Source organism: Vibrio sp. 10N.261.51.F12 (assembly GCF_041471725.1).
Lineage (GTDB): Bacteria > Pseudomonadota > Gammaproteobacteria > Enterobacterales > Vibrionaceae > Vibrio.
On the sequence record NZ_JBFROV010000014.1, the window covers coordinates 579,873 to 594,894 of the forward strand.

Here is a 15,022-nt window from a genome sequence, read left to right on the forward strand (position 1 = left end):
CACAGAATCTATTTTATCGCGTTATATCTAGGGCACACTTTTACCTAGGGCAACGCGTTAATAGTGACTGTTCAACTTAAGTGGCAAGCCGTATTCCAATATATAACCCAACAATATACGTACCTGAACTTTACGCACCAGAACTATACGAACCGAACTATACGAACCAGCAATGCATACCACATGGAGACAGTATCATGCGCAAAATAATGACGTTAAAAGTCGCGGCTCTAACCGCGATAATGAGCAGCACTTTAGGGTTCTCAGCTCTCGCTTCTGCCGCTACTGAGATTAAAGCAGCGTTCAACCAATCCGATAGCCACCCACAATATTTAGCACTTAAGGCATTTGGAGAGAAACTCGAAGAGCAGACCGATGGTCGCTACAAGCTGGCGATTTATCCTAACGATTTACTTGGCGATCAGCGTGCTGCGCTAGAGCTGGTTCAAAATGGCGCCATTCAAATGGCGGTTGTTGCTAACCCACTCGTCGAAAACTACGACCAAACCTTCCGAGTTTTAGGCATGCCTTACGTCTATACCGGTCCAGCGCATCAAGAAGCGGTCTTTACGTCAGGTGAATTAAATGATCTATTCGCGTCAACCAAGAAATTTGGTTTCGAGGTACTGACGGCGTATACCGCAGGTGCTCGAAGCATGTACACCAAGGCTGCTCCAGTGAACTCAATTGCTGATATGAAAGGCAACAAAATTCGCGTCATGCAATCCGATACCATGATTAAAACCTTATCTTGCATGGGTGGCACGGGCGTACCAATGAGCCAAGGCGAGGTGTATACCGCCATCCAACAAGGGGTCTTAGACGGTGCTGAAAATAATGAAATCACCTATGCGGATCTAAAGCAATATGAAGTGGCGCCGTACTTTTCGGCCACTCGCCACTTAATGGTGCCCGATTTAGTCGTTATCAGCAGCTATTTCTTAGACACGATGTCGAAAGAAGACCAAGCGACAATTAAGAAGCTAGCCAAAGAAAGTACACCTAATGAATTCAAAATTTGGAATAGCCAAATCGAGAGTGCGATGAAAACTGCGAAGGCAAATGGAGCGACGTTCAATGAAGTGGACGTGTCACCATTCCAGAAAAATTGCCAATCATTACAATCAAGTCTAATTGATACTAATGAGCAAAAAGCGCTGTACAAAAAAATTGTCGCTCTGCAGTAACGTACTCATCGGTAGTACTTGCTCGTAGCGGTAACGTGATCGCGGGGCCGTCATTCGGCCCCTATTAGGATAGACAACATGCAATATGAGAAAATGGATCGTCTTCTTTCGTATTTTACTACTGCAAAGTCATGGGTTGATAGAATCTTGTCTTTAACTCTCATCGGCATTGTCGGTGCAATGACATTACTCGTGACTTATCAGGTAGTGGTTCGCTATTTATTTAATAGCCCAAGCGCCATCAGTGAAGTGATGTCACGCTATTTATTCATTTGGCTCATCTTGTTCGGCAGTGCTTATGTGTTTGGTTTACGCGAGCATATGGCCATTACTTTTATCAAAGATAAGTTTAATGAGAAACTGAAAACTATCGTTGAGATGTTTATTGAATTTGTCACCGTATTTTTTGCATTTTCGATCATGATTATTGGTGGCTATAACAGTGCGGTTCGTCAGATGTGGCAACTAGATTCGGCTCTACAGATCCCGATGGGTGTTATCTATTCCGCGATTCCTATTGCTGGTGGATTGATCGCTTTCTACTTCTTATACAACGAATTCAAGCTCATCAATAAGCTACTACACCTGAATAGCGCATCATCAAACACGTGAGGTTTTAAATGGATATTGCATTAACGGCGTCACTCATCATGTTTTGTGGCGCGATATTTCTCTTAATCATCGGCGCGCCTATCGCGATTAGCGTCGGGGCCGCCTCCTTTGCCGCGATGACAGTGATTCTGCCCTACCACGGTGCTATGGTCACCTCAGCTCAACGAATGTTCGTTGGATTGGATTCGTTCGCCTTACTCGCCATTCCGTTTTTCATCTTGGCCGGTAATATTATGAACAATGGTGGCATCGCCATTCGGCTCATCAATTTTTCTAGAATTGTGAGTGGCTTTTTCCCCGGCTCATTGGCTCAAACCAATGTCGTTTCCAATATGTTATTTGGTTCTATTAGTGGCTCAGGGGTGGCATCCGCTGCCGCCGTGGGTGGCATCATGTCACCCATTCAAAAAAAAGAAGGCTATGACCCTGCATTTAGCACAGCCGTTAACATTGCTTCCGCGCCTACTGGTATGCTTATTCCACCCAGCAATACCTTGATTGTCTATGCCACAGTAGCAGGCAGTGTCTCTGTATCGGCCTTATTTGTTGGTGGCTACTTACCGGGCATCCTTTGGGGATTAGGTGTCATGATTGTGGCTGGCATTATGGCAAAGCGAAAAGGGTATATAGCGAAACACACCATGTCTTTAACAGAATGTGGACAGGTCACACTGCAAGCCATCCCAAGTCTGTCACTGATTGTGGTGGTGATTGGCGGTATTCTCGGCGGCATTTTCACGGCAACAGAGGCCTCTGCGATTGCGGTCGTTTACTCGCTATTTCTTACTGCATGCTACCGTTCATTACAGCTTAAAAAAATACCCGACATCTTTTTAAATACGGCTAAGATGTCCGCGATTGTTATTTTTATGCTAGCAACCTCTTCAATCATGTCTTGGGTGATGGCGTTTACTCAAATCCCAACCATGATAGCGGATTCGTTACTGGCACTGACCGACAACCCTATATTGATCCTGCTTATCATTAATCTGGTTCTTTTGTTTGTCGGGACCTTTATGGATCCCACGCCTGCGGTGTTGATCTTTACTCCGATCTTCCTGCCTATTTGTATGAACCTCGGGATGGATCCTGTGCAGTTTGGTATCTTGCTGGTATTCAATCTATCACTGGGCACCATTACTCCGCCTGTTGGCCCCATTTTGTTTACCGGGTGTAAGGTAAGCGGTATTAGCATCGACAGTGTGATCAAAACATTACTGCCCTTCTTCTTCGTGATATTTGGCGTACTTATGCTGGTGACTTACATTCCAGCGATCTCAATGACTATCCCGCAATGGATGGGTCTGATTCGCTAAAAACGGTCATTATCTTCATCTTTTAACTAGGAAGTGATGCTGTCATACTGTCGGCAATTTGTATGACAGCTAATCAAAATATATGGATAACATTAAGAAAACTGAGTATCGAGCACCTGCTCTTGAGAAGGGACTCGATATCCTCGAGCTACTGGCTTTCTCATCGGAACCTCAAAGCAAGAAACAGATCGCCGAAAAGCTTGATCGCAGTGTTAACGAAATTTTTCGGATGCTTTCCGTATTGATTGAACGCCAGTATATCGAGTTTGATTATGAAACCTCCAGTTACGCGCTGAGCTTAAAAATGTTTGCGCTCTCCAATCAACACCCTCCAACAGCGCAACTTCTCAAACGCGCCGCGCCGATGATGGAAGACTTATGCGGAAAAGTGTCTCAGTCATGCCACTTGAGCCAATACAATAATGGTGAGTTGCTTGTCATTGGCTCTCAAGAAAGCCCTTATAAAATGGGCTTTGGGTTAAGGCTTGGTGCGGTTATTGATGTCTGTTCTTCCGGATCAGGCATCGTTCTTCTTGCCTACAGTACGAAAGAAAAACAGCAAGAAATCATTGCTAAATCTGATGCGACAAAAGAAGAAATCGACTACGTACTCAGCCATGTAGATGAAACCTTGCAACAGGGCTACTATATTGGCGTCAGCCCGCAGATCTCTGGCGTCACCAATATCACCTTCCCTATTTTTGGCGTTCTTGGCGATATTATGGCCATCATTACTATTCCTTATATGACGCTGAATTCTAGGACAGTCCATCATCACATCGAAGACATTGAGAACACTCGACTCGAATTAATGCGCGTAGCCAAGTGCCTAAGTCAAAACTTAAAATAGCTGTAAAAAAATCCATTCATGATACTCAAAACAGACGTGAGGCTTAGCATGCGCTCACGCTTACTCTCAACGCATGTCAATGGGCTGACACTTCATTGATGAACCACATTCAGGTTCGCTATCCGCTGTTACTCCTCAAAATTCAGGCTAAACCTCACATCTTATGTAAAGTATTTGTTTTTAGAATGTTAACTCTATAGGGTATACAAAAACGCTGGTGTTTCTTTGGTACTGAATATCAGTCGATTCAATAGATGAGTAACCGTTTAAGGAAAAACGAGTATGTATCCGTTCCTACGTTTAGCAAAAGTGATGTGGCAGGCCAAGCGCAACACTACGATTCATTTCACCGACAAAAGCGAGATTTCGTTTTCTTGCCATCCATGGGATTTGGATATTTTTAATGAAATGAACAACGGCAGAGTCCTGACACTTTACGATTTGGGCCGTACCGAGCTAGGCATTCGGTGTGGGTTAATGAAAGTACTCGCCGATAAACGCTGGGGGTTAGTCGTTGCCGGTAGCTCCGTACGCTATCGAAAACGTGTTCATATGTTCAACAAAGTCACCATGCACACACAATGCGTGGGATGGGATGACAAATGGCTGTATGTCGAGCAGTCTATGTGGGTCAATGGCAAACCTTGCTCTTCGGTGTTGATTCGCGCAGGGGTAACCGCTAAAGAAGGCTTAATCTCACCCCAACAAATCCTCGAAGCCATGAACGAGCCTGTTGAGTCTCCACCACTCCCTTTGTGGGTAACCGAATGGGTGGATTCAGAGCAGCACAGACCTTGGCCGCCGATTGGCCACTAACTTAAGTCAAATATACCTAAATACCCTTACCATGGAGTAGAGGCTAATTCCTATCGGATCCCTCGTTATTTAATAACGTCGGGTGAGAACTGGTCTTCAGTTGTGACGTGTAAAATATCATTTTCCCTGAACCGAGGCTCTACAGCGTGATTCTTGTCTATGGCGCTCGACTAAAACACACAATGCTGGCACATAGTGACAACGCACCGTATAATCTCAGGTTCATCAAAGACAAGGTAATGAAATGAAAATTTGTGGTGTTGAACTTAGTGGTAATGACGCGATTGTAAGCCTACTATCACTGTCCGATGGGGTATTCACGATCCCAGACTGCCGAGTAGCTAAAGTATCAATCGGTGATGCAAACGATACTCAAAAAATGAAAGATTTTCAGTTTTCATTCGCTAAGTTGATGCAGGATTATCAAGTCGATCGCGTGGTTATCCGCCAACGTCAGACAAAAGGTAAGTTTGCGGGTGGAGCGGTTGGTTTTAAACTAGAAGCGGCTATCCAACTCATCAATGATCTTCCAGTTGAAGTCATTGCTGCTACTGATATCAAAGAGCGTCTGAAACGTAACCCGCTTGCTGTACCATTTAAAGAAACGGGCCTGAAGCAATATCAAGAGCCAGCATTTCTTGTTGCCTATGCATGCATCATGAACTCAAACGGCTAATCGTTGCGACACATTACCAATGTGTTCTAGCCCTTTGCACAAAAAGGCCGACATTGATACGTCAATGTCGGCCTTTTTTTACTCACTAAATACCTACGTAACACATCAAAATTATTTTGCGCGTAGTTTTAGCAATGTATGCCCCAAACCAATATTGTCCGTTCGATTCACGACTTCTAAGCCGGAAGCATCAACAATTTCTAAGAAATCTTCACTGCGGTAAAACCGGCTGTTGCCATTCGCTAAGCAAGTAAAATACAGCGATGTCGCATTGAGGCTAAAAGACGCAGCATCGTACTTTTGTGCATCCCAAAACAACTCTAATATATACACCGTTGAATCAGGCGCTAATTGCGCACGTACGTTTTTCAAAATGGTCAGGATTTCCATTGGAGAAAAACAATCAAGGAATTGACTCATCCACCACACATCAGCATGAGCAGGCAGGGCTTGTGCTTTATCCAGCATATTCGCTGGAAATGGATGAACACGCTCAGCAAACCCGTTATCCGCGACATTCTTCATTGCCACATTCAACTGTTGTGGCAAATCGACAATCGTCACCTCAACATCGTCGTTATAACCACAACACTGCATGGCCCATTTACCGGTGTTACCACCAATATCAACAATGTGTTTTGGCTCAAGGCTAAACACTTCTTTGAGCAAAATAGGGAACGAACGATCCGAATAGAAATGGTCAAATTTAAACCAGCTTTCTTTCGCTTTTTCAGGCAACTGAGACAACCCTTGATAAATGGTCTCCCATTCACCAAGCTCTTTCAAACCTGCCGGTTTGCCTTCTTTGATAGACTCAGTCAAATGCATCATAGCGGCGTAACACACGTCAGCAGTGAAATCCATATTGGCTTGAGTCATGCCATCGTGTAGCAGGAAGAATCCCATATTCGCCAAGGAATAGTTAGGTTTATTCCAAAGGACGATGTGTGCGCTGATCGCCATGTCGAGCAGCACCTTAACACCGTATTCGGAGACGCCCGTCGCGTCAGCAATCTCATCGGCATTCAACCCTACTTCACCGGCTTTATCCAATGCGGATAAAATCCCCAAATCTCGCAGGGTGCGGGCGGCTTGAAAAACAATAGGAGCAAAAGACAACTCCTGAGCGGCTGTTTTTGCTTGAAATGCATTGTATGGATCAATATTTTGTTCAGACACGTAGCAACCTAATTATGGCTATTTAATTGATTATTTTGATGCTGCAATGGCAGTCAATTTCTTTTTTATATCAGTATTCAAATTATTGGTCCAGCGATTGTAATTTCGGTGAATTTCGCCGTTCGATGCTTTCAAGTTATTTGAACTCACGTAAGTAATTGAATAATATTTTGCTGTATAAGGCATTTCAATTTCTGCTTCATGGCCACGCACCAAAATATTAGCATTCAACACACCTTCTTTTGGCTCTGTAACCACCCAACCTCTGTTCGTCGCCGCCTCAGTAATCACCGCTTTCACTTGTGCCGCAGTCAACTCTGTTGTTACTGGTTCATTTTCAAAGTTAAGAATCGGTTGTACTCGCCCACAGCCCACTAAAACTAATGTCATGAAAAATGCTATTGCGAACTTTAGTACCTTCATATTATTTCCTTACGTTTTGGTTTATAAAGCGATATAATTATCCCGTCAGCCTTCTAATAAATCAATGCCTTATGCCCAACCAACATCCATTAATCTCTTTCAATGTTGATCGCTGGCGTGCTAAATCCAGAGGATTACACACGCCACAAGATTGGATTACCTTATCTGTAACGAATCAATGGCCAAAAGAAGGTGACATTGAGGTAAACCATATTCCAGCCATGATGCGCCGCCGAATGAGCTCATTAAGTAAGCTTGCTGTGCAGTGCGCACTTGAGTTAATGAAAGACCAGTCTATTGATTATATTGTTTTTTCTAGCCGACATGGTGAGCTACACCGCAGTTCAGCATTGATTAAAGATATTATCAGTGGTGAAGATGCCTCCCCGATGGCATTTTCTCAGTCGGTTCACAATACCGCGGCTGGCCTTGCTACCATCGCGGCCAAGAGACCAATACCGGTGACTTCCATCGCCGCCTCAGATAACACGTTTAACAGTGCCATTATTGAGGCATGGAGCTATTTAGAAGAACATCCTTATCATCGTGTACTACTGGTTGATTTTGATGAACCCGTCCCTGATGTGTACGCGCAGTTTCAGGAGCAAGAATTTAATGGCTACAGCATCGGCCTCGTGTTGTCTCACGGTAACGATACCTCGTTTTCGATAAAACAAACCACGCGGCCCCCCCATGCTCAACCACAAGCATTGGATTTTCTACAACACTTGTTATCCCAACCGTAATCGGGAGAAGGTCAGAATCAAATGGCAGTGAAACCACTATATCAAAAGGTCAATCAGCTCTGGCGTATTATTGCCACAGGGTTCTGCTTTGGTATTTTTGGCTTCGGAGGACTCATTCTCAGTTTTCTCTTGATTCCTGTCATAATCCGAACGACCTCAGAGAAGGCCACTCGAGAATACCGGGTACAAGCACTGGTACAACGTTCATTTCATCTGTTTTGTCGCTTAATGAAGTTCACAGGCGCCATTGATTACAAGATCACAGGCGCAGAGGTTTTGCAGCAAGACCGAAATTGTCTCATTGTTGCGAATCACCCCAGTCTTATCGACTATGTATTAATCGCCTCACAACTCAAACAGTGCGACTGCTTGGTAAAAAGTGCCATTTGGACTAACCCTTTTATGAAACATATTGTCCAAGCCGCCGGGTACATCCCTAATGAAGCGCCCGACGATGTGATGGATTTATGCGAAGAGCGTTTTGACCAAGGCAACGTCCTGCTGGTCTTCCCAGAAGGCACACGAACCACGCCAGGTATCGAGCCCAAGCTTCAGCGTGGCGCCGCACAAATCGCCGTTCGAACCCAACGAGATTTGCGGGTCGTCCATATTACGGTCAGCCCAAGCTTCTTAACCAAAGAAAAAATGTGGTACAAAGTCCCGACAATCAAACCCTTTTTCCATATTGAAATAAAGGGTAAGATTGAGGTAAAGCCGTTTGTTGAACAAACACACTCTCCGACTTTAGCCGCCAGACATTTAAACCGTCATTTGGCTGAAGCACTTTTTCCAGAAAATGACCAACAATAAGCAGGATCTTGTGGAAGCATTACAACAGAAAATCAAACAACTCATTATTGATGCCTTAAACTTAGAAGACATCACCGTCGATGATATTGACACCGATGCCCCTCTTTTTGGTGAAGGTCTGGGGCTTGATTCTATCGACGCACTTGAACTCGGCTTAGCGATCAAGAAAACATTCAACATTGTGATTGATGCAGATGATACCAATACTCGCGAGCACTTTGCTTCTGTTGCAAACCTTGCTCGTTACATCTCATCTCAAGCCAGCTAATAGACGACAGATACCAACATGACAGAACTCAACCAACAACAAGTTTTTGAACAAGTAAAAAGCGCTCTAGTGGAGCTTTTTGAGATTGATGAAGCCGACATCCAATTGGACGCGCACCTCTATCAAGACTTAGATCTTGACAGCATTGATGCTGTTGATCTCGTCGTTCATCTTCAAAAAGTTACCGGAAAAAAAATCAAACCTGAAGAGTTTAAAGCCGTGCGAACCGTCAACGACATCGTTGTATCCGTCGCCGAGCTATTGAAAGATAAATAATGCGAGCGTTGCTGACAGCACTGTCTGCACTGGTTATCTTAGCTTACCCGTTTGCGGTTTATTTCGGTGTTGAGAGATTTGGCATTCAAGCGATTAGTGGGGTTCTTGTCAGCGTCTTTGTGATAAGAATCCTCTCAAGTAATAAGGTCAAGCTGAAAGAGTTTAAGCACCTTGCCTGGGTCAGTGGCTTAACCGGTATCACCTTAAGCGTGCTTGGTGTTCTATTCAAACAACACGGGTGGTTAACCTTCTACCCTGTCGTCGTCAACCTTTGTATGCTGACCGTTTTTGCTATTAGCCTCACGCAACCGCAATCCATCATTGAACGTTTTGCTCGCCTTCAGCAACCTTCTTTACCCGAGAGTGCCATTCGTTATACGCACAATGTTACGAAGGTGTGGTGTGGTTTTTTCGTGATTAATGCGAGCATCGCACTCTATACCTGCTTTCAATCGTTGGAAATCTGGACACTCTATAACGGGTTAATCAGTTACCTAGCCGCAGGAAGCCTGTTCGCTGCAGAGTGGATAATTAGACAATTTGTCCGCGAGGATTAGCCAACCATGTCACATCAACATTCAAAGACCAATCCAGTGAATCAATATTATTCTCTTGCTCGCTTGCTTAGCTCACCAAGAAGCGATGACCAGCTCATTGCTTTTAGCAACAACAAAAACTGGACATGGCATCAATTGCAGCTTGATGTGGCCAATATGTTACGCCAACTCGAACACGTTGAAGCGGAACGCATTGCTCTGTGCACCATCGACAGTTATCACTTTACGGTTGGTTTTCTTGCCATTTGTCACGCGAATAAAACGGTCGTCTTGCCCGGTAATTATCAGCCATCTGCCTTAGCAGAGCTGTCTGCCAACTTTGACTTGCTTATCCATGATGAGGATATCGCGCCACTAAGTGACCAACCTAGCATGACTATTGCCGTCAATACCGCCAAGTCAGGCAACGCGGATACGTTGCGGTTCTGTTCACTTGATTTAGACCGTATCGATGTCATTTTGTTTACATCCGGATCGAGTGGCACACCCAAAGCTATCAATAAAACCCTTACTCACCTTGATACTGAAGTGGCTATCTTAGAGTCGCTGTGGGGCGAGCGCTTGAAAGATAGCGTCATTGAGAGCACCGTCTCTCACCAACATATCTATGGCCTACTCTTTCGAGTACTTTGGCCACTATGCAGTGGTCGAGCGTTTGCCTGTGATAATCTAGAGTACCCTGAACAGGTGATGAACCATGCCAATGTCAATTGCGTCCTGATCAGTAGTCCTGCGTTGCTCAAACGGCTTCTAACCGCGCCATCACCGGCCTCTATTCGAGCCATATTCTCCTCCGGCGGTCCTTTACCCTACTCGGCGGCTCAGCAGGTGAACCTTTTATTCAACCAACTTCCATTTGAGGTTTTTGGTAGCACCGAAACCGGTGGTATTGCATATAGACAACAACGTTGTGAAACAGAATATTGGCAGTTATTTCCCGGCGTCATCGCTGAGTTAAACCCAGAGCAATGTTTGAGGTTGAAGTCACCTCATATTGACCCATTAAGCTGGTATCAAACTGCGGACGCCTGTGTATTACACCACAATGGACTATTTGAACTAAAAGGGCGCACCGACCGTATTGTTAAGATTGAAGAGAAACGCATCTCGTTAGTCGAGGTGGAGAAACGCCTAGAACAGCTCGACTGGATTTGCGAAAGTGCGGTAATCTCGATGCAAGATAAGCAGCGACTCTCACTCAACGCCGCTATCGTGCTCTCTGAATCGGGCAATAGAAAGCTCACAAAACTCGGCAAAGGCAAGTTTTGGTTACTACTGCGTTCAGAGTTAAGACAATGGATAGAGCCGATTGCTGTACCCCGTCGCTTTCGAATCCTCGACGACATTCCCGTTAATAGCCAAGGGAAGCGACAAGTGCGTGATTTAGAGCTGTTGTTTACTGACTCTGGCCAGTAAATATGTGATTCACAGACATGATGGCAATCTCGCAATAGCGAGAAACCACCGATTTTACCTTTACCGTTTCACGACCGATGCCGACAAGACGATGACAAAAAGAAAACCGACAATTATACAATCTAGCGTACAATTTGAAGAACAAGCATCGCCTAGCGCTGAGCTGTGTTTGAAAGCCGATGCGGACATCTTGGATTTTCAGGGCCATTTTAGCCACTTTCCACTGCTGCCCGGTGTCACTCAAATCGATTGGGCACTGTACTACGCGGTTGAATTATTGCATGTCCCCAGTACATTCAAAGGAATGGAAGTCATCAAGTTTCAAGAGCCTATCCTTCCTGATGCGAAAGTAACGCTGACTTTGCACTGGAACAGTGGTACTCAGAAGCTGGCTTTTAAATATACGTCAATGAATGGGGATAACCCCGTTGTGCATTCTTCTGGCAAGATGAAACTGGGCGAGCCTCGTGAATAACCCCTTGAGTAAAAAAATGACGGAACAGCACGGCGGTCCACAACACGACACACTCAATGACTCGGCCTCTCATGAGGTAAGCGAGCACTATACCCCGTGTTTTGTCATACCATGCTTTAATCACGGCTCAACCGTCGCAGATGTCGTCAACGCATTGAAGGGGTTCAGTTACCCGGTGCTGATCGTTGATGACGGCAGTGAACAATCCACCAAAGACGCCCTAGCCGTTTTACTGAAAACAGCACACGAGCAAGCTCTATCCAATGATAGCCACTCTAAACTTCACCTGATCACGCTTGAACAAAATCAAGGGAAAGGTGGCGCGGTCATGGCGGGGATTCGTCATGCAAAGGACCTCGGCTTTAGTCACGCGATTCAGATCGACTCCGACGGCCAGCATGATCTTGCCTCGTTACCCACCCTCATTGCAGCATCACTGCAGCATCCCGACGTATTGATTTCTGGGAAGCCTGTTTACGACGACAGCGTGCCAAAATCGCGCTTATATGGCCGATATGCTACTCACATCTGGGTATGGATAGAAACCTTGTCATTCGATATTAAAGACAGCATGTGCGGATTTCGAGCCTATCCGGTCAGCCGCACCGTTGCCGTGTTGAACAAGTATCGTATCGGTTCCCGTATGGATTTCGACATAGAAATTCTGGTTCGGATGTATTGGGAAGGTCATGATATCCAATTTGTGGACACTCGCGTGATCTACCCAGAGGGGGGGATTTCGCATTTCGATGCCCTTTGGGATAACGTTAAAATCAGCAAGATGCACACCAAGCTATTCTTTGGCATGCTGCCGCGTATTCCAGCACTCATTGCTCGTCATTTTAGTCGTCATCAGACTGACGCTTCAGCGCACACTGCAACTACTACAACTGCCAAGACTGCCAAAGCAACGCACTGGTCCGCTCAAAAAGAACGAGGCACAGTACTTGGTATCAAAACCCTGTTATTTGTTTATCAAATCCTGGGGAGAAAAGCCTTCAATCTTATACTGTTGGTCGTCATTCGTTACTACCATCTCACGAACCGCCGTGCTCGCGACGCTTCCGAACAGTACTTGCAACAACTTGGCACGTTTGCTCAGAATCACAATCTTACGCTGCCCGGCAAACTAGACAGCTATCAGCATCTACTGTCCTTTGGTCACACGATGTTAGATAAGCTTGCTGCGTGGAAAGGCGATTTCTCACTCGACAACCTCACGATTAACGGGCAAGAACAGTTTCAACCACTTATTGATAGCAAACAGGGAGTGTTACTACTAGGTTCACACCTTGGTAATATTGAATTGTGTCGCGCTTTGAGTCGTCGTTACGCTCACATTAAAATTAACGCACTCGTGTTTACTGAACATGCGGAACGGTTCAACTCGGTCATGAAGGCCGTAAACCCAAACTCAGAGTTAAACCTCATTCAGGTTAATAAAATGGGCCCAGATACCGCCATTCTATTGCAGCAAAAAATAGATCAAGGCGAATGGGTCGTGATCGTAGGTGATCGTACATCCACCAGCAAAGAACAGCGTTGTGTATGGGCCGATTTTTTAAATAAGCCCGCCCCTTTTCCACAAGGCCCCTTTATGCTGGCATCCGTACTGAAGGCGCCAGTCTACCTTATGTTTGGTTTTCGAGACGATAGCCAAAAAGTACCCCATTTCAATGTCTATTTTGAACACTTTAGTGACAAAATAGTCTTACCACGTAACACTCGACAAGCCTCACTTCAACACGAAGTACAACGTTACGCTCATCGCCTAGAGCACTACGCCACACAGGCACCGTTACAGTGGTACAACTTTTTCAATTTTTGGACGTTAAGTAAACATCATGACGAAGAACAATAGTATTATTTTTGGTGCTGAGCGCCTCTCCATTGAAGATGTCGTCGCCATTTCTTCTGGTGCCTCTGCAAGCATGAATCGCTCGCCTGACTATGTCGCCAAGATCGACCGAAGCGTGGCATTTTTAGAGCGCCTATTAAAAGAAGAAGGGGTGATTTATGGCGTGACCACCGGATACGGAGACTCTTGTACCGTCGCGATTCCGCCTCATCTTGTTGACGAACTGCCTTTACATCTAACACGTTTCCATGGTTGCGGGCTCGGTGATATCTTAACGCACGAGCAATCACGTGCCGTACTGGCGACCCGCTTGTGTTCTCTGGCACAAGGAATGTCAGGTGTTTCTCACGAGCTACTCAATCAGATTACGACCCTTATTAATCACGATATCGCTCCTCGTATCCCGCAAGAAGGATCCGTGGGTGCTAGCGGCGATTTAACGCCATTGTCCTATTTAGCCGCAACGCTTATCGGCGAGCGAGACGTCCTGTATAAAGGTGAAAACCGCCAAACACTCGATGTGTTTAAAGAATTGGACATTGCGCCGATCACGCTAAAACCCAAAGAAGGCCTTGCCTTAATGAACGGCACATCGGTGATGACCGCGCTTGCTTGTTTGGCGTACAAACGCGCCGAGTATTTAGCCCAGTTATGCACCAAGATTACCGCGATGGTCTCAGTAGGCATTCAAGGCAATGATTTCCATTTTGATGAGGCATTGTTTGCTGTTAAACCACACCCTGGCCAACAACAAATTGCCGCGTGGTTGCGAGATGACTTGCAGGCAGAACAGCCCCCTCGTAACAGCGACCGATTACAAGATCGATACTCACTTCGTTGCGCACCTCATGTAATTGGCGTGGTGCAAGATTCACTGCCATGGCTACGTCAGTTGATTGAAAATGAACTCAACAGCGCCAACGACAACCCAATCATTGATGGCGACAACGAAAGAGTACTGCACGGCGGTCATTTTTATGGTGGTCACATCGCGATGGCGATGGATACACTCAAAACCGGTGTCGCCAATCTAGCGGATTTGCTTGATAGACAAATGGCGCAGTTGATGGATTATAAATTCAACAATGGCCTGCCTTATAACCTAACCGGGGCAGAAGGCGACCGTAAGCCCATCAATCATGGCTTCAAAGCGGTACAAATTGGCGTATCGGCGTGGACAGCCGAAGCACTCAAACACACGATGCCAGCGAGCGTATTTTCCCGCTCAACTGAATGCCACAATCAAGATAAAGTCAGCATGGGCACCATTGCTGCCCGTGATTGCCTTCGCGTTTTAGAATTAACCGAACAGGTTGCCGCGGCTTCTCTGTTAGCTGGGACACAGGCAATTGAGTTAAGAAAACGCCAGAATGAACTTGACGAGCACCACATGAGCGCAAATTTAAAAGCCATTCGTGATTCGGTATTAAGTGAATTCGACATGGTCATTGAGGACCGTCCACTGGAAGCGGATTTACGCCATTTCATGGATAGAATTCAACAGCGCCATTGGTCACTGTACTAACCTTACCGCTTTAATGATGCTTGGCATTAGGA

The 15,022-nt window shown here is 45.5% G+C and carries 17 protein-coding genes; 15 read left to right on the forward strand and 2 right to left on the reverse strand.

Annotated elements, in window-relative coordinates; all coding sequences use genetic code 11:
- Positions 1-197 precede the first annotated feature (197 nt).
- The 6 genes from AB4405_RS09870 (at position 198) to AB4405_RS09895 (ending at position 5,457) form a co-directional block, all read left to right on the forward strand.
- Positions 198-1,187: a TRAP transporter substrate-binding protein gene (locus AB4405_RS09870; RefSeq protein ID WP_372060615.1), complete on the forward strand. Its 990-nt coding sequence runs from the start codon at positions 198-200 to the stop codon at positions 1,185-1,187.
- A gap of 78 nt (positions 1,188-1,265) precedes the next feature.
- A complete protein-coding gene (locus AB4405_RS09875) occupies positions 1,266-1,799 on the forward strand; it encodes a TRAP transporter small permease (protein WP_372060616.1) in 534 nt (177 codons plus the stop codon).
- A gap of 8 nt (positions 1,800-1,807) precedes the next feature.
- Positions 1,808-3,115, forward strand: a complete 1,308-nt coding sequence (locus AB4405_RS09880; protein ID WP_372060617.1) for a TRAP transporter large permease — start codon at positions 1,808-1,810, stop codon at positions 3,113-3,115.
- An 82-nt stretch (positions 3,116-3,197) separates the two neighbouring features.
- Positions 3,198-3,965 carry an IclR family transcriptional regulator gene (locus tag AB4405_RS09885; RefSeq protein WP_102471748.1) on the forward strand — a complete coding sequence of 256 codons (768 nt, stop codon included), beginning with the start codon at positions 3,198-3,200 and terminating at the stop codon, positions 3,963-3,965.
- Positions 3,966-4,247: 282 nt separating this feature from the next.
- Positions 4,248-4,781 carry an acyl-CoA thioesterase gene (locus tag AB4405_RS09890; RefSeq protein ID WP_372060618.1) on the forward strand — a complete coding sequence of 178 codons (534 nt, stop codon included), beginning with the start codon at positions 4,248-4,250 and terminating at the stop codon, positions 4,779-4,781.
- A gap of 244 nt (positions 4,782-5,025) precedes the next feature.
- Positions 5,026-5,457 carry a DUF3010 family protein gene (locus AB4405_RS09895; protein WP_102471750.1) on the forward strand — a complete coding sequence of 144 codons (432 nt, stop codon included), beginning with the start codon at positions 5,026-5,028 and terminating at the stop codon, positions 5,455-5,457.
- Between the two features lie 111 nt (positions 5,458-5,568).
- Here AB4405_RS09895 and AB4405_RS09900 read toward each other — a convergent pair whose 3' ends face one another.
- Together AB4405_RS09900 and AB4405_RS09905 are read right to left on the reverse strand one after the other, a co-directional pair.
- Positions 5,569-6,636 (reverse strand): methyltransferase, encoded by a 1,068-nt coding sequence (locus tag AB4405_RS09900; RefSeq protein ID WP_372060619.1) that lies wholly within the window; start codon positions 6,634-6,636, stop codon positions 5,569-5,571.
- Positions 6,637-6,666: 30 nt separating this feature from the next.
- The gene (locus tag AB4405_RS09905) at positions 6,667-7,059 is read right to left on the reverse strand and encodes a hypothetical protein (RefSeq protein WP_372060620.1); all 393 of its coding nucleotides are present in this window, start codon (positions 7,057-7,059) and stop codon (positions 6,667-6,669) included.
- Positions 7,060-7,130: 71 nt separating this feature from the next.
- Here AB4405_RS09905 and AB4405_RS09910 point away from each other — a divergent pair, with 71 nt between their 5' ends.
- The 9 genes from AB4405_RS09910 to hutH all read left to right on the forward strand — a co-directional run bounded on the left by AB4405_RS09910 (position 7,131) and on the right by hutH (position 14,990).
- On the forward strand, positions 7,131-7,805 hold the full coding sequence (locus AB4405_RS09910) for a beta-ketoacyl synthase chain length factor (protein WP_372060621.1): 675 nt from the start codon (positions 7,131-7,133) through the stop codon (positions 7,803-7,805).
- Between the two features lie 21 nt (positions 7,806-7,826).
- A complete protein-coding gene (locus AB4405_RS09915; RefSeq protein ID WP_372060622.1) occupies positions 7,827-8,615 on the forward strand; it encodes a lysophospholipid acyltransferase family protein in 789 nt (262 codons plus the stop codon).
- 10 nt (positions 8,616-8,625) lie between these two features.
- Complete coding sequence (locus AB4405_RS09920) at positions 8,626-8,883, forward strand: phosphopantetheine-binding protein (RefSeq protein ID WP_372060623.1); 258 nt, start codon at positions 8,626-8,628, stop codon at positions 8,881-8,883.
- An 18-nt stretch (positions 8,884-8,901) separates the two neighbouring features.
- Positions 8,902-9,159, forward strand: coding sequence for an acyl carrier protein (locus AB4405_RS09925; RefSeq protein ID WP_102471756.1), 258 nt, complete (start codon positions 8,902-8,904; stop codon positions 9,157-9,159).
- Positions 9,159-9,716, forward strand: a complete 558-nt coding sequence (locus AB4405_RS09930) for a hypothetical protein (protein WP_372060624.1) — start codon at positions 9,159-9,161, stop codon at positions 9,714-9,716. Before AB4405_RS09925 ends, AB4405_RS09930 begins: the two co-directional genes overlap by 1 nt.
- Before the next feature lie 6 nt (positions 9,717-9,722).
- Entirely contained in the window at positions 9,723-11,132 is a 1,410-nt protein-coding gene (locus AB4405_RS09935; RefSeq protein WP_372060625.1) for an AMP-binding protein, read from the forward strand.
- 91 nt (positions 11,133-11,223) lie between these two features.
- Positions 11,224-11,607 (forward strand): 3-hydroxyacyl-ACP dehydratase, encoded by a 384-nt coding sequence (locus tag AB4405_RS09940; protein WP_372060626.1) that lies wholly within the window; start codon positions 11,224-11,226, stop codon positions 11,605-11,607.
- A 16-nt stretch (positions 11,608-11,623) separates the two neighbouring features.
- Complete coding sequence (locus AB4405_RS09945) at positions 11,624-13,468, forward strand: glycosyltransferase (RefSeq protein ID WP_372060700.1); 1,845 nt, start codon at positions 11,624-11,626, stop codon at positions 13,466-13,468.
- On the forward strand, positions 13,452-14,990 hold the full coding sequence (gene hutH / locus AB4405_RS09950; RefSeq protein ID WP_372060627.1) for a histidine ammonia-lyase: 1,539 nt from the start codon (positions 13,452-13,454) through the stop codon (positions 14,988-14,990). Before AB4405_RS09945 ends, hutH begins: the two co-directional genes overlap by 17 nt.
- Positions 14,991-15,022: the final 32 nt, after the last annotated feature.